The sequence below is a fragment of the Candidatus Nitronauta litoralis genome (assembly GCA_015698285.1).
GTDB lineage: Bacteria > Nitrospinota > Nitrospinia > Nitrospinales > Nitrospinaceae > Nitronauta > Nitronauta litoralis.
Genome location: CP048685.1, coordinates 568,272 through 586,640 on the forward strand (window position 1 = coordinate 568,272; position 18,369 = coordinate 586,640).

At 48.2% G+C, this 18,369-nt stretch carries 15 protein-coding genes; 9 read left to right on the forward strand and 6 right to left on the reverse strand.

Annotated elements, in window-relative coordinates:
• Positions 1–353 precede the first annotated feature (353 nt).
• From G3M70_02560 to G3M70_02600, 9 genes are all read left to right on the forward strand, one after another.
• Positions 354–1,130, forward strand: a complete 777-nt coding sequence (locus G3M70_02560; protein QPJ60827.1) for a hypothetical protein — start codon at positions 354–356, stop codon at positions 1,128–1,130.
• A gap of 402 nt (positions 1,131–1,532) precedes the next feature.
• The gene (gene fliD, locus G3M70_02565; GenBank protein ID QPJ60828.1) at positions 1,533–3,308 is read left to right on the forward strand and encodes a flagellar filament capping protein FliD; all 1,776 of its coding nucleotides are present in this window, start codon (positions 1,533–1,535) and stop codon (positions 3,306–3,308) included.
• 16 nt (positions 3,309–3,324) lie between these two features.
• Positions 3,325–3,750 (forward strand): flagellar protein FlgN, encoded by a 426-nt coding sequence (locus tag G3M70_02570; protein ID QPJ60829.1) that lies wholly within the window; start codon positions 3,325–3,327, stop codon positions 3,748–3,750.
• 38 nt (positions 3,751–3,788) lie between these two features.
• Entirely contained in the window at positions 3,789–3,977 is a 189-nt protein-coding gene (locus tag G3M70_02575) for a hypothetical protein (protein ID QPJ60830.1), read from the forward strand.
• Positions 3,978–4,023: 46 nt separating this feature from the next.
• Complete coding sequence (locus tag G3M70_02580; GenBank protein ID QPJ60831.1) at positions 4,024–5,211, forward strand: DUF3095 domain-containing protein; 1,188 nt, start codon at positions 4,024–4,026, stop codon at positions 5,209–5,211.
• A gap of 132 nt (positions 5,212–5,343) precedes the next feature.
• Positions 5,344–6,141 (forward strand): formylglycine-generating enzyme family protein, encoded by a 798-nt coding sequence (locus G3M70_02585; protein QPJ60832.1) that lies wholly within the window; start codon positions 5,344–5,346, stop codon positions 6,139–6,141.
• The gene (locus G3M70_02590; protein ID QPJ60833.1) at positions 6,129–6,872 is read left to right on the forward strand and encodes a molybdopterin-dependent oxidoreductase; all 744 of its coding nucleotides are present in this window, start codon (positions 6,129–6,131) and stop codon (positions 6,870–6,872) included. The genes G3M70_02585 and G3M70_02590 overlap by 13 nt, the downstream gene beginning before the upstream one ends.
• Positions 6,873–6,896: 24 nt before the next feature.
• Positions 6,897–9,074 (forward strand): pentapeptide repeat-containing protein, encoded by a 2,178-nt coding sequence (locus tag G3M70_02595; protein QPJ60834.1) that lies wholly within the window; start codon positions 6,897–6,899, stop codon positions 9,072–9,074.
• 340 nt (positions 9,075–9,414) lie between these two features.
• Positions 9,415–10,302: a LysR family transcriptional regulator gene (locus G3M70_02600; protein ID QPJ60835.1), complete on the forward strand. Its 888-nt coding sequence runs from the start codon at positions 9,415–9,417 to the stop codon at positions 10,300–10,302.
• A gap of 67 nt (positions 10,303–10,369) precedes the next feature.
• Here G3M70_02600 and G3M70_02605 read toward each other — a convergent pair whose 3' ends face one another.
• From G3M70_02605 to G3M70_02630, 6 genes are all read right to left on the reverse strand, one after another.
• Complete coding sequence (locus G3M70_02605; GenBank protein ID QPJ60836.1) at positions 10,370–13,276, reverse strand: tetratricopeptide repeat protein; 2,907 nt, start codon at positions 13,274–13,276, stop codon at positions 10,370–10,372.
• Positions 13,273–14,550: a CDP-alcohol phosphatidyltransferase family protein gene (locus tag G3M70_02610; protein QPJ60837.1), complete on the reverse strand. Its 1,278-nt coding sequence runs from the start codon at positions 14,548–14,550 to the stop codon at positions 13,273–13,275. Before G3M70_02610 ends, G3M70_02605 begins: the two co-directional genes overlap by 4 nt.
• A 207-nt stretch (positions 14,551–14,757) precedes the next feature.
• Complete coding sequence (locus tag G3M70_02615; GenBank protein QPJ60838.1) at positions 14,758–16,008, reverse strand: CDP-alcohol phosphatidyltransferase family protein; 1,251 nt, start codon at positions 16,006–16,008, stop codon at positions 14,758–14,760.
• Positions 16,009–16,093: 85 nt separating this feature from the next.
• Positions 16,094–16,342 (reverse strand): hypothetical protein, encoded by a 249-nt coding sequence (locus G3M70_02620; protein ID QPJ60839.1) that lies wholly within the window; start codon positions 16,340–16,342, stop codon positions 16,094–16,096.
• 203 nt (positions 16,343–16,545) lie between these two features.
• On the reverse strand, positions 16,546–17,052 hold the full coding sequence (locus G3M70_02625) for a pentapeptide repeat-containing protein (protein ID QPJ60840.1): 507 nt from the start codon (positions 17,050–17,052) through the stop codon (positions 16,546–16,548).
• Between the two features lie 100 nt (positions 17,053–17,152).
• Positions 17,153–18,340 (reverse strand): hypothetical protein, encoded by a 1,188-nt coding sequence (locus tag G3M70_02630; GenBank protein ID QPJ60841.1) that lies wholly within the window; start codon positions 18,338–18,340, stop codon positions 17,153–17,155.
• Positions 18,341–18,369: the final 29 nt, after the last annotated feature.

Here is an 18,369-nt window from a genome sequence, read left to right on the forward strand (position 1 = left end):
TAGTTTCTAGCGTTCAAGAAAAAAACACCCAAAAAATCATCATCCCACCCTAAAGTTTTCATTATTTTTGCCGATAAGAACGTCAGGAGACCGTGTAACCTAGTTTGACGGCTTGTATGTGTCCCTGTATTTCAACCTTTACCTTTTTATTTTTTTGAGGTGAGGGAGGGAAAAAGGATTCCATTCGCCCTGAACAACTTATCGGCGCATGAAGAAAAGACTTTAATGCTGTCTTGAAAAAAATAGAAGAAATACCCATAAATCAAGGATTTTAAAAACGGTTTTTATAAAGTTAAAGAAACTGCCCCCGGGGTCATAGAGTACTTCGAGGCAATATCTGGGGAGACAAGATCATGGCTGAAACAGGTGATTTATCGGTTCAAAACCAAAATATCAATATTCCGGGACTTGAGAACGCTCGGCAGGTTCGGGAAGAAGATGTCCAGAATGAAGAGATTGAAAACGATCGTGCGGAAGAAGCTCGACAAGCAGAAATTAGGCAGGAAGATATCGTCTCGGTCAATGAAAATGGACCCGGCGCCATTGAACAGCAGGAAATCAGGGTGGAAGGGGAAACCCTTAACGTGCCCTCTCAGGATATCCAGGATAACCTTGGACAAAATATTGATGATCGTTTCGAATTCAGCCAATCGGTTGCGGACCTGACTAACGCCGTTTCCCCAGTAAATGACAGGGCTGCAGTTGGTCAGAATGGACCGGAAAATGTCAACGAGGCCTTTGAGCAGGCCGCTCCCGATCCGGATTCAGAAAACGTTGGCGGCAGCGGAGCGCAGATCGAAGCGGCAGCCGAAGCAAGTGTTCAACAACAGGCGGGGGCCCAGGGTTCCCTCGAAGTTCTGGAACCCGCTGCCTCTCAACCTGTTGACGAGGTAGATACCGGACCGGCCAATAACCCGGTCCAGGGTGGAAGCGCCGAAGGCCTCACAGAATCTGATGCCGGACTTGCTGCAACAAATACTGGCCGACCCAATGCAAACAATGAAATTTTAAGACAGTCAGTGGAAGAAGACGCTGAGCAAAGGGCTGATCAGGAAAGTCAGGAAAACAGTCAGCGCGAGCCGGAAAGTGAAGTGACTAACCGCGGACAGAACGTTGACCGTCTGGTCTAATGAAAGGATCAAGTTACGAATTGAAGAAAAGGACCGCTTAAGTTTAATAAATTGAGGACTGTTTTATAGAAAAGGAAATGGGAAAGCAGTAACTTGAAAATTGAAAGGCAGTTTTTTTGAGGTTCAACTGACACGTTGGTAGTTGAGCCGAAGTAAAGACGTGCCAGCGTGCTCCGGTACTGGGGAGGAAAGAGCACGCCGGCATACGGTGCGCATAGCATTGTCCAAACACCGACCGTCTTATATAGGCATTGGAATGTTTATTCCTGGGTCGTTTGGGTGATGAACCGTTCTTCGGCTTGAAGTCGCGGGCGTGTCCATCACCCTCTCAGGGTCTATATCGGCTGTGGCGAGAAAAATCTTTACGCCCAATCGATTACAAGCCCTGGGATTTTTCGGCCCATGCAAATACCCAGCGTCACCGGTCTGCCCTTATCCCGGCTGAAGGCTCCCATATCTCGTGAACGTAATACGGGAGATGCCGAAACGGCTGGATTCGGTCAGGTAACAACCCGCACAACTCCTGCACCGCGATCAACTGATCGCCCGGGTGTCAGTCTCCCTGCGCTCCCGTTTTATTCTAATTCCTCCGGAAACCCCAATACCTTAGTCGTTTCCGCTACCCTCAATCCGCAGCGGGTGGAGTCCGCCCAAAACGGATTCAGGCAATCCATACGCAACCGTCTGGAAGACCTGAGTGAAAGGGTCGGCGCTCTGCTGGGTGAAGGAGATTTCACCACAAGAAATACCCGAATTTCCATTCCCGAAGTTTTAAACGTCACTCCCGGCAATCAGACTCCCCTCGATCAATTCAATTTCAGCTCGACTCGTTTGTCCAGCGGACAAGTGCTGGCTTCCGACCGGTTCACTTCAGGTTCTGCGCTGAACTTAAACGGCAGTTTTGGAATCAATGGGGTGACCGTAACCGTGGAATCCATGGATGGGCTGTCCAACATCCGCGACAAAATCAATCGAGGTGAAGACACCAACGGCAACGGAATCCTCGATGGGCCGGAAGATCTCAATGCCAACAATCAGATCGATATTATCGATGTTGAAGGCAGTGAACAGGGTCCAGGAAAGTTCATTGTCGAGGATATAAACGGCAACGGGGTGCTCGACCCGGATGAAGACAGGAACAATAATGACCGGCTTGATGGGGGCACAGAGGAAAACCGGGTGGTGGCTGGCCTCACCAACGACCGCCTGATTCTCAGCAGTGAAACCGGAGGTACTTCGGCTATTGCTCTCAGTGATCCGGACGGTGTGTTACTGGCGCTGGGTTTTTTCGAGCTCAACGCCAAGGGACGCCCCATCCAGAAGGAAGCGCAATTTGATTTCGACCGGCAAACACCCACCAATCTCAACACTACACCACAGACCGCGAGTCTTGAGATCAATGGAGTCACTCAGGAAAGTGATACTGATGATTTCACCGAATCTATTGAAGACGCGGTGGTGGAATTAAAGAAAACTTCCGATAACGACATAGAAGTGCGTGTGGTATTCGACTCTGAAAATGCCGTAGAGCAAATCATCAGTATCGCGGATGATTTCAACAGGGTTATCCGGGAAACCCGCCGTGTTGAAGAGGGCAATCCTCCTGTTGTAGACGACCCGGAAATTACCAGGGTACAAAATACCCTGACTCAGGGCACGGACGAGGGATCTGATTCTAAAGATGCCTCTGCTCCCGAAGACATCCTGAACACATTCGACCGCATCACGCCCCCGGTTTCCGGTCAACCATTGAAGGATGCAGGTGTCCTCAAATTCGGAGAGTTTTTTATCTCTGATTCTGCGCAATCGATTGAAGACGGCATCCGCACCGAGCCGCCTGAAAACACCAGCCTTCTGCCAGATCTATTTAAAAAAATAGGCATCCGGTTTCTGGAAGATGAAACCCTGGAAATTGAGAAACCTGTTCTCGAGGAGGCATTCCAAAACGACTTTGATCAGGTGCGGGATCTGTTTTTTAATGAGGCCACGGGCCTTTTACCTCAGATTCAGGAAAAGCTGGAAGGACTTCTCAACACCGACTTCGGACCACTGGCCTTATCCAGTGATCCGGCCGAATCAACGACACAACCCCCTACAAACCAATTCAACCAGTTAAGGGCAGTAATCGATTCTCTGGATCAACTAAACCAGGAACGCAATCTGCTCGCAATCGTGTGATTTAACAGAGGACTCAATGGAAATCATTTTTGAAAATTTAAAACAACAAAAAAACTGCTACCAGCAATTACTGATCCACCTCGGAGAACAGCAGGAGGCGGTCGCAAATCAGGATGATGAAGGGCTGATGAATGCCATTAAGAAAAAGAACGAATACGTCCAGGCTCTCCATAAGCTTGAGCAGGAAATGAATACTCGACTGGACCAGATGGGGGATAGCGAGCGCGAAAAGGTAGCACGGGAAACAGAAACTTTGCGAGGAGAAATTGTCCTTTCCATTGAAAAGCTCATCGCCGGTGAGGAGGAATCCCGAAAAGCCATCGCGCAACAACGAGACGAACTGGAAGACCAGATTAAACAGTTCAAAAAAACGAAGAACCTGTTCAAAGGTTATCAGGATCCATCCTCGTCAAAGGGTGGCGGATTTAAAGGCAATGCGTAAATCAAACAAAATGAACAATTTCAAGAAGGCGGACTGACATGGATCTTTCAATACAGAAAGTATCACAGATATTCAGAACCTATCGAAAGCAGGAAAGGATTGCCGAGCTCAATCGACAGTCCAGCCTGAAAACTGTTCAGCAGCAGCAGGATCAGGTGAGTATCTCCACTAAGGCCCGTGAACAATTACAAGCAGGTAAAACCGAGGGTACAGAAAAAAGCATTTAATCCCGATCAAATTCAAGCGAAAGTTTATGTTTGATATAATCGACTCATGTCATCAGATAATTTTTATCGCGACCTCCCGACTTTAGATAATTTCAACGACCTGACCCACGCTGAAGATTTTCAGATCGTTCCCAATGACTGGCACATTGCCTTCGCTGATATCCGCGGTTCAACCCAGGCTATAGAAAAGGGGCGCTACAAGGATGTCAATAACATCGGCGCCTCATCGATCATGGCTGTGATCAATGCGGTGAAACCGTTGCAGATTCCATATGTGTTTGGAGGTGATGGTGCAATCCTGTGTGTTCCGGAAAGTGTTTTGCCCCAGGTGCAACGTGCGTTATGCGCGGCCCAACAAATGGCAATGGACGCGTTTTCTCTGGAACTGCGTGTGGGAACACTGCCTGTTTCAACACTGAGCAATACAGAGTTCTCAGTTCAGGTCGCAAAAGTCCGCGTTTCACCCATTGTCACTCAAGCGGTATTTTCCGGTGGTGGTCTCACTTACGCCGAAACAATACTCAAGGATCCTCAACGCGGAAGAGAGTTTCTGTTAAATCCGGACTCGGTCGGGGTCGAGGGAGATTTTACTGGCCTCGAATGTCGCTGGGAAATGATTCCCAGCCCGCATGAAGAAACCATCACTTTAATGGTGCAGGCCACATCCAAAGATCCAAAGGAAAATGCAGATGTGTATTCAGAAACACTTTCAAAAATTGCCGAACTTTTTGGAGATGAAGCGGAACATCACCCTATCCGCCCCCAACTGATGAACCTGACACGATCAAATCGCCAGCTTGGAAACGAATTCCGCATTCGAACCTGGGGACATAATTTTTTCTCATCTGTTAGCTACTGGTTCGATCTGTGGATCCAACAGATAATCGGCTGGTTTGTTGTCGACAGCAAGTCACAGTTTGCAGGAGTAGACTGGAGTCGTTACAAATCGGATTTCGTTGCCAACAGTGATTTTAGAAAATTTGATGACGTGCTGCGTTATGTATTATCTGGCAAAATAAAAAACAGAAAATCCCTTGAAACTTATCTTGAATCACGCTACCAGAAAGGGGAACTGGTTTACGGCATCCATGTGGCGCCCGGAGCCCTGGTCACCTGCATGATCTTCAATTACAACCAGGAGCATCTGCATTTTGTCGATGGGGGCAATGGAGGCTACGCTCTTGCCGCCAGGCAAATGAAACAGAAAATAAATGCCAGGCAAATATCTTCATGATCCTTTTGATTTTTTAAAAACATGAACAATTTCTTCAATAAAAACTACTAAACTTTTCCTTCCCTCTCGGGAGGTAGTTGTTGGTCCTTCCCAAAGTAGTTGTTTGTAATAATCAGTTTTCATAAATCTTTTTTGCGGTTTCGTGAGGTGATCGTTGACCCACCGGCCGGCAAGAATTTTATCGTCTTCCAAAAAGATCGGGAATGCATTGTCCCCGAGCCTGCTCTTTTTATCACCCACTGTAAGGCAGTGGTTTTCATTGGCCCCGCGCTTAGCGGTGGTATACTGAGTGCTATGAAGAGAGTAGTGGTTCTGCTATTTCTTTTTGCTCAGCCTGCCATTGCAATTGCATCGGAGCAGGTGACTGTCCCTCCGGGCCCTTTCACCATGGGGCACCCCGAAGACCTGCTGGCAAAACCAGAGCGTCGTTACATGCTCGGTGGATTTTCCATCGACATGTTTGAAGTGACGAACAACGAATACGCCGCTGTGGTTCCTAATCACAATATTCCTCCTGGCGCGGGCAATCATCCAGTTTCCCATGTGACATGGGAAGAAGCAAAATCCTTTTGCGAGGCTGCGGGCAACCGCCTGCCCACTGATGCCGAATGGGAAAAAGCCGCACGAGGCAATGACGGCCGCAGCTTTCCCTGGGGCGACAAGGTTAGAAAGCGCATGCCCCACCCGAAATTCAGTGGCGTGGTGAAGCGCCAGCCGGGCACGGACAAAAAAGACGTTTCCCCCTTTGGTGTGCACGATATGGCGGGTTCGTTATGGGAATGGACCGCAGATGAAGGCGAGGGTGGCAAAATTGTGCGTGGGGGATTATGGAACCTGCACCTCAACTTTGAATTCAGCAAGACCTGGCAGAAAAATATCATCCCTCCAGAAGAACGTTTCAGTTTCCTTGGCTTCCGATGCGCAAAATAATTTCGTTCGCAAGAAGGACATGGCTGATACGCACGGGACAGATCTTTCTGGCTTCGGTTCTGGCACTGGTCGTCACGCCTCGGTTGGGACGTGGAGCGGACATCGATTATTTTACCGGGACCGATTTTGTCGGAAAAAATCGTACCGGAATTTTTAAAACTTTCTATATCAACTACTGGAAGCCCCATCGACGAATAGATGCCAGCAAATGGTCGCTTGAGGTAACCGGACTGTGCCAACGACCCGGACGCTTCTCACTTGAAGAGTTGCTTGAGATTCCGGATCGCGACCAGGAGTCGCGTCTTAAATGCGTCGAGTGCTGGTCAGCGCGTGCCAGGTGGTCCGGGTTTTCCTTTGCCGAGATTGAGCGACGTGTCCAGCCCATGGAAGATGCAATCGGGGTAACCTTTCACTGCGCAGATGAATATGTCGAACACCTGTCCCTTGAAACCCTGCGTCATCCGCGCACGATGATGGTGACTCACATGAACGGTGTCCCGCTAACGGATGAACACGGATTTCCCTTGCGGGTGATCGCCCCAATGAAGTACGGTTATAAAAATCCGAAAGCGATTTTGAAAATTGAATTTGTTTCGCAGGAAGTCTGGGGCACATGGAGCAAGATCGGCCCGTATTCAACCGACGGCACGATTCTTCCCGGCACCGACCATCCCCTGGAGTATGATAAGCAACCGCATCGAATCGCTGGCGGTGAGATCACAGAATATTAAATTTCAATTTTTTCTCCAGAATTCATGAGCGACATTCGACCTTTTGACGAAAATGAATGGAACCGTTTTAAAGAAGAGCGGCAGGCTTACATGGCTGCAGGTGGAACAGGTTCCGGCCTGCCCAAACCTTCGATCACCACGATGGACCTCACCGGAAAGTTTTCGAAGGGAGAAGACTGGTCTTTTTCAATTTTCGAAGGCTGTGATTTGACCGGAGCAGATCTGGAATTGGCAAACCTCCAGCATTGCCACTTTAAAGGAGCAAACCTTTCAGGAAGCAACCTGAAAGAGGCCGATCTTACCGGCACTGTTCTGACGCAGGCAACTTTAGCAGGATCCGACTGTTCCCAGGTTTCCCTTTCAAAGGCAACTTTAATGGCCACTGATGCCAGCGAGTGCAAGTTCGACAGTGCTGACTTAGAAAGCACAACTCTGTTTAATGCGGATTTTTCTAACTCCAGTTTTGTTGACGCCGACTTAAGCAAAGCCCAGGCGGAAGGGGCCAATTTCACACAAACCGATTTAACCCGGGCCGATCTAGGCTCTGCGGGCATGCCTTCTACCGATTTCACTGATGCCAATCTTGAAAGAGCCAATCTTTCGGGAACCAACCTGAAAAACGCACAGCTCACACAAGCAAATTTTTTTGAAGCCGATTTGATCAAAACCGACATGACCGGAGCCGTCACGCTTGGCATGAACATCGGTGGGGCGAACCTTACCAATGCAAAGCTACCCGATGAAGTGGAAGATTTCTCCGGACTGAAAATTATAGAAGAATCCTCCAAATTGTTACGCACCTTGTTCCTGATGATGGTATCAGTGGTTGCCTTTTCCTTACTGACCATTGCTTCGACCACCGACGTGCAGTTGCTAACCAATTCCACCAGTTTTCCACTTCCCATCATCGGAACCCCGGTTTCGATTCAGCAGTTTTATTTGATCGCTCCGTTTGGCATTGCCGGATTGTTTTTGTATTTCCATTTATATCTAATGAAACACTATCGCCTGATCGCCAAGCTCCCGGCTGTTTTTCCTGATGGAACCCCATTCGACGAACGTCTTTTTCCGTGGATGTTCAACACCTGGGTAAAGGTTTTTTACCGAAAACTGAGGTCCCAGGACAAAGTGGCAGACACCTTGACGTATGGCATCGTTGTCTTTCTAGGTTGGATGCTGGTCCCGACCTTGCTTCTCATATTTATGGGCCGCTACGCAGTCAACCAAAACTCTACGCTATCCCAATATCAATTCTGGCTTACCCTTTCAACCTTGACCTTGGCCTATTACCAGTTGGTAATCCTGGAGGAAAAAATATTTCGAGTCCGCCTCGGATTACAAAGCAAAGCCTTCCGGCTACTATGGGGATTTGTCGTTTTCGTATCCTCGGCGTATCTTATTGTGATTCCTGAATACAATGGGAAACTCATCAACCCTTCCCTTTCCCATTCACTTTTTACCGCGGACTTTAGTCGACAGGACGTGTCTTCTCGTCCAGACAACTGGGACCCCCAGCACCCACTGGTCGGCGTCAAGGGAGCCAACCTCGAAGGAACTACTTTGAAAGGAGCGTTTGGAACAGGTGCTTTTTTGGCAAAAGCTAACCTGGAAAATGCGGATTTATCAGAATCAGACTTTTCCGATTCTGATTTTCGTGCGGCAAATTTAAAAAATGCTCGAATGGTTTCGGGAAATTTTAGTTTGAGCAATTTTGACGGAGCCACTTTGGAAAAAGCAGAAATGACTTTAATGACATGTTTTTATTGCAGTTGGAAAAATGTGATATTGATGAATGCTGATCTAACCGGCGTGCGCCTGAATGATGCCATTTTAGATGGAACTGATATATGGCACGCTAATTTACAGGATTTGGATTTGACTGCGGCTAGCCTGGTTGGTGTCGATTTTCAAAGTTCAAATATGCAAGGCACCAGGTTGAAAAATGCAGACGTCAAATTTGCCTACTTTGCAAATGTGAAGGGTTTAAATCCGGAACAAGTAAAATCATCCCGTAACTGGAGGTGGGCACTTTACGATGATGCCATGCGGAAAAGTCTCGGTATCTCGAATAAATATCTAACCGAAAGTCTGGGAGAAATCGTCAAAGGACATCATCCAGAGTTTTCCGATGAGGAAGTGCGGACCAAAGCATTTGAATGGTACAAACTTTACGGATTAACGAAACCCCTTTCCATTCATTAAATCTGGACTAAAAACTTGAATAACTTCGCTCCTCCCCGGTATCCTTTCCAAAGAACCTGATAGCCCCGGAAATTAATTTTAAAAATTTAATAATTTCCTCTTTTCTTATCTATAAAAACGAATAAAATAGAATTTACATTCAAAATTACTTGCATGAACTTAAAATTCATAAAAAATTAATTTGAACTTGACGCTAAAATTTATAAAAAATGAGTTAAACCTCTCTTAAATAAAACGAAAAACCCAAAATACTCACTAAAACAAAACACATATTCTTTCATTTGAAAAGTCAGGCTAAAGCTGACTATTAGTTCAATAAAATCAATCAAAGAGGCTCTTCATGTCCTGGTTAAATTATCACCACTTGTACCTGTTTCAAACGATTGCCAATGAGGGCAGCATTTCAAAGGCCTCCAAAACCCTTCGACTGGGCCAGCCCACTTTGAGCACTCAACTCAAAAGCCTTGAAGAGTATCTTAATATTAAATTGTTTGAACGCAAAAATAAAAAGCTGATATTGACTGAGGAAGGAAAAATTGTGCTGGAGTATGCAAATGAGATTTTTGCGATGGGGGATGAACTTCAGGAAGTGGTTCGTAATGGAACATTTAACAAGCGGACCCATTTACGGATTGGAGTACTGGAAAGTCTGCCCAAACGTCTGATCCATCAACTGGTCAGTTTTGCCAGATCAAATCGGAATTGCGCCACCACCGTTCTGGAAGGTGATGGAAATTATCTTCTTCGGGAGCTGTCTGCGCACCGGATCGATTTGCTCCTGACCAACTATTCGCCCACTGTAGATTTGAGCGAACAATTCGATGCCCAGTTATTAGCCAGTGTTCCCATTTCGATTTTCGGGACGGGCAATTACCGCCACCTGAAAACCAATTTTCCCCAATCCCTAATCAATCAGCCTTTTATTCTGCCAACCCTTCACAGCAAGCTGCGCCATGACCTTGATCACTTTTTCCGAGCCAATAAAGTTTCCATCGATATCACCATCGAAACCCAGGACACGAGTGTTCAAAAGCTGCTGGGAACAGAGGGGATGGGGTTGGTGCCTCTTCCGGATTTTGCAGGAAAAGAACTGGTAGACGAAAAAAAGCTGATCAAAATCGGCACCCTTCCGGAAATCCAGGAAAATTTCTGGCTTATTGCAGGAATTCGAAAAATACCCAACCCCGTAGCCCTCGATATCATGGAAAACTTTTCACTTTCCATTTAAAGTATGGTGGGTTTAATTCAGGATTCAACACCCGATGATCAAAAGGGAGGGGTCTTGAATATTGCGTTTACTTGGGCTTTTCAGCCTTGGAATTTTTCTCTTTCCCAGCCGTGCCTTCGTCTCCTTCTTTGGGCTCAGCTTCCCTGGCTGAGGCGGGGAGCCACAACCCTTTAAACCACTTGGACTGGGCCATGTTAGCGAAGGCCGGTTCATTATCGAGTTCTTCCTGAGGCGGAAGGTTTTCGTTGGTTTTGCATTTCTGCAACCATTCGCGGCAGCCCGATTCATTTGCCAGTTGCCCCATGAGCTTGGCCATGGTGTAGGTCGCAACACCGGGTTGGAGTTCTTCCGCTTTTTGTAATTTTGCTTTAGCCTCAGCCAATAAGGGGTGAGCGTTAATACCCTTTTTGGATTTGGCCTGCTCCATCAGCACTTCGCTCATATAGGTAAGCGCATCCGGGTTGTCCTCATTGTATTCAAGTGCCTGCTTGAGGTAATCCTGTGCCTTCTCAATCATCAAATCCGCATCGCCCCCCTCAGCCTTACGCGCTTTTTTAAGGAGGATGCCTCCGAAATTAGTGAGGGCTAACGGATCATCCGGTTTGATCTTGATGGCTGCTTCATATTTTCCTTCCGCCTGCGAAAGCAGCAACATGCCTTCCTCGCCCCCCTTGGATTTTCCAAGCTTGAACAGAGCATTACCCCAGTTGCTGATCGCCTTCAGATAATCCGCCCGGATCTTGATCGCTTCCTGGAATTTTTCAATTGCCTTGTAAAGAAAAGCTTCAGCCTCAATACCCTGCTTGCCATCCGCGAGTTGATAGAACACGTTGCCCCAAAGAGTGAAGGCTTCCGGGTTATTCGGCTGGATTTTGATCGCCTGTTCATAATTTTCCACCGCATTGGAGAGCAGCGCATCGGCAGAAGGTCCTGATTTGCCTTGTGCAAGTTGGGAATAGACGCTACCCAGCTTGGTGAAAGCTTCGTGATTGGTCGGCACAATACGGATCGCATTCTGAAATTTTTCTGCTGCCTGGTTAAGCAGCTTGCTTGCTGCATCGCCGCTTTTTCGTCGTGCCATTCTTAAAAGGCCGACCCCCCAGCGGAAATTCACACGAGGCATATCCGGCTTAAGCGCCAGTACCGTCTGGAATTTTTCCATCGCAAGCGAACAATATTCCTCGCCCTGGCCATCATCGCGCGCCAGCCCACGTTCAAGAAGGGCATCGGCCCAACCAAAGAACGCTTCAGGAGAATTGGGTCGCAGCTTGACGCAGGACTGAAATTTTTCCGCAGTAGCGGCCAGCATGCGATCCTGCTCTTCACCTTTTTTCGATTTAGAAAATACCAGCAGGGATTGCCCCATGTGCAACAAGGCATCAGCGTTATGTGGATCCACCTTGAGTGCAGTGTTTAGCTTTTCTGCAGCCTGACCATAAAGACGCAGTGCTTCCGCACCTTTTTTCTTGCGAGCCTGACTGAACAGGGCAAACCCACAACCATATGCCGCCCCTCCGTGTTCCGGCTCAGCCTTCAAAACCGCTTGAAATTTCTCTGTCGCTTGCGCAAAAAACTGATCTACCGTTTCGTCGGTTCTGGAAGCCGCCTGCTCGAGCAGGGCAAATCCCCAACCATAATTTGCTTCATGCAGATCCGGTTTCAGTTCCAGCGCTTTCTGGTATTTTTCCGCTGCCTGACCAAACAGGTTTTCCGCATCAGCTCCGGATTTCAGTTTAGCCTGCTCGACCAGCAGTTTGCCCAGCTTGAATAAAACCTCATGATTGTCGGGTGTGATTTCCAGCGCACCGGAGTATTGCTCCCCTGCTTGCGATAACAGGTCGAAAGAGGCATCGCCCCCTTTTTCCTGAGCCTGCTCCAACAAGGCGTCTCCATGGGAGAGATAAGCCAGGGACAACAAATCCCCAAGGGCCGAGTTCGGGTTTTGATCGTATTCCGGGCGGTAATCCAGGATCTTTTTGAGGTCGCCTTCGACAAGTGCAGTACGTGCAGCTTTTACAGCCTGAATTTTTTCAGGACTGTCGAGACTCTCAAGGCTGGGGGCACCAACATCCTGCCCGCGATTTTCTCCCTCAAACTGTTGAATGGCTTGACGGGTTTGGAACAGGGGGATGTCTGTTATTTGAATTCCGGCATCAATACCCTCAACAGGAAACGGAGCAATCGATTTAAGCATCCCGCCAAGATGTGTAAAGGGGAAATTCAGAAAGTTGGGTGATAAAGCGTCCAGCTGCTGGGCCAGGGCAATCATAAAAGTATCCGGGTCAGGGCTTTCTACACAATCCCCATTATCATCTTCGAGTAATTCATCAATAGATTCCGGCACCCCACCCTGTCCGTGTTTCACCCATAGAAACCCTTTTGAAAATGGACCCGATTTAGATAAAAGCCCTGCCACCTCATCGTTGGCCTCGGCCTTGTGCCCGATGACAACAACCTGATGATCACTTAACCCTGCCAAAGCGGCATCCATGTTTCCTGTCGCCTGCCCCAGGCTCCGCCCATTCAGGAAAAAAACTGCATTCTCTGGAATCCTGGGGGAAGAGGAAACAGTTGAAAGCGTACAATCGAACACGTGTGGAAAAACTCCAACCAGCGAACAGGCCTTAAGCAACAAGGAATCGGGATTCAAGGTAAGAACACGGGACACAAGGCCCTTTTTCATCAACAAGGCAACAGCGAGATGAGCCCAGTTAATCTTCGCCTTTTTTTCCTGCTTGGCCAGCAAATCATCGCGGTCACTATCGGGTAACTCAGAACAACATCCAATCAGATCTTTGGTGGTGGCTTTTTCATGGGCATCCGGATAGGTCGCCTTGATTATCTCCAGAAACTCATCGCTGGACGGAAGCCCCGAAAGCTCTGAGCATGCCTCCCCTAAAACAAGGATGGCACCTTGCCCATCGGATTTATTTATTTTGGAAGCAGTATTCTGGGCGGCAGTATGAAGACTCATCGTTTAAGCTTTTCTGAGTTTTTGGAACACAAGTCGGTGGATGAAGACCACGCCCCGCGATAACGCAGGAACACCAGCCATAAAGCAAAAACATTAGACCCAATCGCAGTCAGGGCAAGAAAAATTCCCAATTGGTCAACCAGGGCCAGAGCAAACAGAAAGTAAATGAAGTCACGGTTGGCCATTTGATCGACCAGAGACGTGTCTTCTTTTTCCTTTTCGTTTTTCCCCGAAACCTCCTCAGTCGCCTTCATTTTGCTTTCGATAAGACTTGATTGCAAAAGGGCGAACGCCATCAGCGTGCCAATGACCGCCAAAGTTCCGAGAATTTTATAAATACCGTTTTCGGTCGAGAAAAACAACCCCATCCCGATTGAAAAAAATACGGCGGAGTGAACAATGTTGTCCGCCCAGATATCGAGAATTCCTCCCAAGGGGGATTCCAGAAACTTCAGCCTCGCCACCTCTCCATCAGCACAATCGATCCAAGCCGAAACAAGAAGCAACACGGCCCCGGCAACTCCCCCTTCATACCCTCCAGACCAGAAACAGGCCGCCGCCATCAACCCTGTTATCATGGCGATGAAAGTGATCTGATTAGGCGTCAGAGGAGTCATGACTAAAAAACGGGTGAACTGCCGCGAAATCTGACGCGTGACCAGCCGGTCCATCAAGCTGTCATTGCTCAATCCACTTTCTGCCAGCAGAACTGCCGATTGCCGACGGAAATCCCGTCTTTGACTCAATTGCCTGTCTTTCGCGCCGGAAAAATATACCAGGGCCCCGGCATCCTCAATATCTTTCTCGCCGTCTCCTGACAGCGAGGTCTTTCTGAATTCTGTTAACGCTGGAACTTCATCAATGTTTACTTGCTCGACCCATCCCTGGTCCGTTGCCCCAGAAAGAAGGACTGCAATTTCCTGTTTCCGGTGCAATGCCCCGCCATTAACTACCCAAGGACTTTGTTCCAACGCTTTTTTAAGGCCGTCGCGGTCAGAAACGATGTTCAATTCCAACTTGCAACGCTTATCCTCTTTTACCCGTTCGACCCAGGAATCGCCGTTACCAGCCTTAAGGTTCGGGTGATAAAGGGTCAGATGCTCAACCCCGCCCCGCTGCAGATTCAGGATGTTCAATAATACAAACGGAACGCCCGTAATCGGCTTCAAATACCAGTCTTCCAGCTTGTACGGGGCCGGGGGATCTCTCAGGATCAATACAACTCGAGCGTTATCGGACCCGTTTTCTAAAGCTGATTCAATAAGGTTCGCCATAAAAGCGGAAACCTGTTTTCCTATAAGGTCCTTGTGTTACGACAATCAAAAGGCCATAAATTCGAAGACCCTAAACAAATCGAAAAAACCCCCTTCGATCTATCGTTACCAAGAATACCTTGAAAATGATGAAAAGATTGTCCGATGGTAGCAAAAACTGAAAAAAAATCAAGTGGTTATATGGTTTACACGGGTTCAGGTAACCGGCTACGCGCGACCATTTTCCACGGGTTTTACCGACCGGGTTTTCTGAATCCTTTGTTTCTCATAAAACAGGATCAGCGCAAAAATCAGCGACCCGAACCCAGCCAGCCAAAGAAACCAGTCCAGCCGACCAAACACTGAGAACCCAAGAATTATGTAAATAAAGTTGCGGCTTGCTAATAGCTCGATGACATCAAATATCTTTGTTCCTTTGAAAAAATCTCCTTTACCCCCTTCCGGAAAATAAATCAGGGCAAAAATGCTAAGTCCGCCCAAAGCCAACAGCGCGAAGGGTAACAGCGCATACCCCCAGCCGTGAACCTTGGCAACCCCGAAAGCCAGCCCTAAAAATATAAAAATATTGATGATGTTATCGCATGCTGTATCCAGGGTTTCACCGAAATCGGATTCCATGAATTTCATTCGCGCCACATCGCCATCACAGCAATCCCAGATAGCCGTGAAAGCCAGTAAAACCCCTCCAACGAGACCGCTCATGTAATCACCGAGGGAAAACAGCCAGCCTGCTGCCGCCCCGATCACCAGGCCGAAAATAGTCACCTGATTCGGTGTCACCGGAAGACGAATCAATAGGGAGGAGATCGGAAGTGAAAAATGGACATTGAAATAAACATCCAGTAATTGGCTGTAATGATGCCGATGCTGATGAATGAGGTCCGACTCCAATCGACGAAATTGGCGGTGGTCTTCTACCAGACGAAAAAAAGATTCGCCTTTGGCACCGGGTCGAGAAATAGCCGGGAGAGGCTCTTTCGAAAAAACCATCTTATCCGCCTTTACCCGCTTTAACTTTGAGGAAGCAATGAGGGCGGGCAAAGAGTATTCATCATCGCCCGAATTGCCATCTGGTTCGCTAAAAGAATTTTTACCTAGAAATTTCCGCAAACTAGCTGTGGTGGTTACCAGATTACCGGGTGCCAGAAGAATAGGAGCCGAGTCCATGGCCTCATCCAGTTGCAGAAATTCGCCCACCTCTCCTTCCTGATAGCGGTCCTGAATCAAAACCTCAGCCCTGCTTCTGGGATCGGCAGCAAAATTTTCCTGCAGCTTTAATCGCCGGTGTGCATCCAGGTCTTCACTCAGGATCAAAATCTTTTCTATACCTGCCCGCCCCATAGTAAACACCAGGCGCTGCAAAGCCGGAACACCCGCTAGGGGTTTGTCCAGAAGCCAGCGCCAACCACCTTCGGGCGGGGTGAGTATGATAACTGCGCGGTCAACGTGGGAAGTCATAGAAGTAAGTTGAGTGAGTTTCAATAAAATCGCGGCATTATGACAAAGCCTTGGAAAGGGAGCAACCGCCTTCGCCACAACCTCGCTATGCTATGGGAGAGAAAAATAAAACACTGGCAGCAAAAAACAGGTAGACGAGACCAAGCGCGATTAAGGACCCGGCTATCGCCCAAAATAAAATGGGATCCTCCTCGCGGCGCACCCAGGTCCTTCCATACAAATAACGCTCACCAAAGCCAACATAGATTCTGCCTGTAACCAGATGCTTGATCCCGAACCCGATCAGGACCAGGCAAACAATAAATGGGGATGATTTTAGAACCCAGTAGTCCATGTTGATTTGAAAAATAATTTTTGAGTGCTATTCCCACTCTTGGAAGCCTTAACGTTGTCATCACCCTGAGCCCCTCGAAAGGAGACAGTAGATTTCATATCATAATCCAGGCTTCCAGAGTGATTACATGCCAGGAAACTAAAATTGTTAGAAATGAAAGCCGATCGCCAGAATAAAAAAGTCTGCCAAACAACAGGAGTCAATTATAGCGTTTCATCAATGCGGCGTTTGTTATCGCGGCAATCGAATTCGGTATCAGAACTCCAGACCAGTTTAATATATTCAGGGAGTTTTGTGCTGCGGTCAATCATGGCGGATTTTAATTGTTCGCAGGTGAGGTTGATCACTTCGGATAAATCCGCCTCACGCAAGTCGGTTTCCGTCATATCGGCTTTGCTCACCGTGGCGCGATGCAACCTGGCACCAGCGAGCCGAGCACCGTTTAGGCGCGTACCGATTAATTCTGCGTGTGAAAGGTCGGCATCGGTGAGATCAGCGTCGGTGAGATCAGCCGTGCTGAGTGCTGCCGTGTTGAGGTCCGCGCCGCTTAAGTTTACCGACTGCAATTTGCTTTTCCGCAGGTTGGCATGTTGGAGATTGGCCGAGCTCAAATCAGCTTCGCGAAGATCATGCCCCAGCAGGTTGGCTTTTTGCAGATTTGCTTTCCCAGCCTCCGCCGCTTCGCGCTGTGTCATATTTGATTCAGACATTTCGTCATTTCCTGTTTTCTTTAAATAATTTTCACTGATTTTGTTCTCAGAAAACAATATAAAGAGATCTACATTAAACTGATCCCAAACATCATTTGACTTAAAAACTCTCCCGTAAAGTTTTTGTAAGCTTTTCGACGCTTTTTAGAAACTGGTCTTCCGGGATGAGGCGGACTCGGTATGAGACTGCATTCGGGTGTCCGCCCCCGCCGAGCACGGCTCCGTCTTCAAAAGCAGAACGGATGTCGCTCTCGGTTTCTCTGAGGTCAATCGCCGATTCCTGTGCCCGTCTCAACTTGATGAAATAACAATCTTCACCTTCCGCAGTCTTGTCGTGGAAATAAACCATGCCGACCCGACCGGCTACCTCCGGAATCGCATTGGCCATGGTCTCCAGGATTTGTGCCCAGGCTGCGGCGCTCAATTGCAGGGACGCTTCAACCCTGGAGCGTGTCGCGTCCAGAAGATTCAAAACACCCACTCCATTTTCATGAACGATCTCCTCCTGGAGACGCTCAACGCCCTGCCTTTCCGAGTCAGATAATTTCACCAGAAACTCTTTAATATCTTCCGGGCTGGAAAAGTGGGGTACATCCTGATCCGTATCCACCCTGCCCCGTCTCGTTTTTTCCGTAAGACGGTCACCCAGCCGCTTCACCCAGAAATCATAATCCTCCGGCCGAATCGAAACGTTGCCGCCTCCGGTATCTGCAATCAAACCCGTCAGCAGACTGACCAGAATATTGCGTCGTTTAAAGGGGTCCGGGGCTTCGGAATCTGCCTTTGCATAGGCTTCAAGAACCTCTGCCGCAATCTCTGTTGTTGAATTGGCCTCCCGGAACAAATGCAGACCATCAGGGTGGACCGGCTCACTGTCTGTTCCAAAATGATGATCGATCTCGAGTACTGGTGTTTCTTTCGCCAGAATGTGCTGTTTGAGTTCTTTATATAGAGGGACCAGTTTCCGGTTGGCGGTATCGCAAACAACAAGCGCATCCACTTTTTCCGAGTATTCCCTGATACGCTCTGCCGTGCCCAACAAAGGCACGCGGTTGTGCCGCAGAATGTCTTCCAGGAAATCAGTCTTTCCGATCAGAGGTCCGGGCCAGACGATGTACACTCGCTTGCCCAATTCCTTTAAATAAAGGGCCAGCGACAACATTGACCCAAGAGCGTCGGCATCCGGGTACCCGCAAAACACGAACCCGGAATGGCCGCGCAAAAAGGACGCACTCTGGCTGAGGGCGGGTCCCCAGGCTTCGCTGGAAACCGCAAGTTTACTGATCATAAATGATTTACCTCACTCCTGATATAAAT

Bases quoted from the DNA above. Each gene is read 5' to 3' on its own strand.
- G3M70_02560 (QPJ60827.1), top strand. From the start codon at position 354: ATGGCTGAAACAGGTGATTTATCGGTTCAAAACCAAAATATCAATATT.
- fliD (QPJ60828.1), top strand. From the start codon at position 1,533: ATGCAAATACCCAGCGTCACCGGTCTGCCCTTATCCCGGCTGAAGGCT.
- G3M70_02570 (QPJ60829.1), top strand. From the start codon at position 3,325: ATGGAAATCATTTTTGAAAATTTAAAACAACAAAAAAACTGCTACCAG.
- G3M70_02575 (QPJ60830.1), top strand. From the start codon at position 3,789: ATGGATCTTTCAATACAGAAAGTATCACAGATATTCAGAACCTATCGA.
- G3M70_02580 (QPJ60831.1), top strand. From the start codon at position 4,024: ATGTCATCAGATAATTTTTATCGCGACCTCCCGACTTTAGATAATTTC.
- G3M70_02590 (QPJ60833.1), top strand. From the start codon at position 6,129: ATGCGCAAAATAATTTCGTTCGCAAGAAGGACATGGCTGATACGCACG.
- G3M70_02595 (QPJ60834.1), top strand. From the start codon at position 6,897: ATGAGCGACATTCGACCTTTTGACGAAAATGAATGGAACCGTTTTAAA.
- G3M70_02600 (QPJ60835.1), top strand. From the start codon at position 9,415: ATGTCCTGGTTAAATTATCACCACTTGTACCTGTTTCAAACGATTGCC.
- G3M70_02605 (QPJ60836.1), bottom strand. From the start codon at position 13,276: ATGAGTCTTCATACTGCCGCCCAGAATACTGCTTCCAAAATAAATAAA.
- G3M70_02610 (QPJ60837.1), bottom strand. From the start codon at position 14,550: ATGGCGAACCTTATTGAATCAGCTTTAGAAAACGGGTCCGATAACGCT.
- G3M70_02615 (QPJ60838.1), bottom strand. From the start codon at position 16,008: ATGACTTCCCACGTTGACCGCGCAGTTATCATACTCACCCCGCCCGAA.
- G3M70_02620 (QPJ60839.1), bottom strand. From the start codon at position 16,342: ATGGACTACTGGGTTCTAAAATCATCCCCATTTATTGTTTGCCTGGTC.
- G3M70_02625 (QPJ60840.1), bottom strand. From the start codon at position 17,052: ATGTCTGAATCAAATATGACACAGCGCGAAGCGGCGGAGGCTGGGAAA.
- G3M70_02630 (QPJ60841.1), bottom strand. From the start codon at position 18,340: ATGATCAGTAAACTTGCGGTTTCCAGCGAAGCCTGGGGACCCGCCCTC.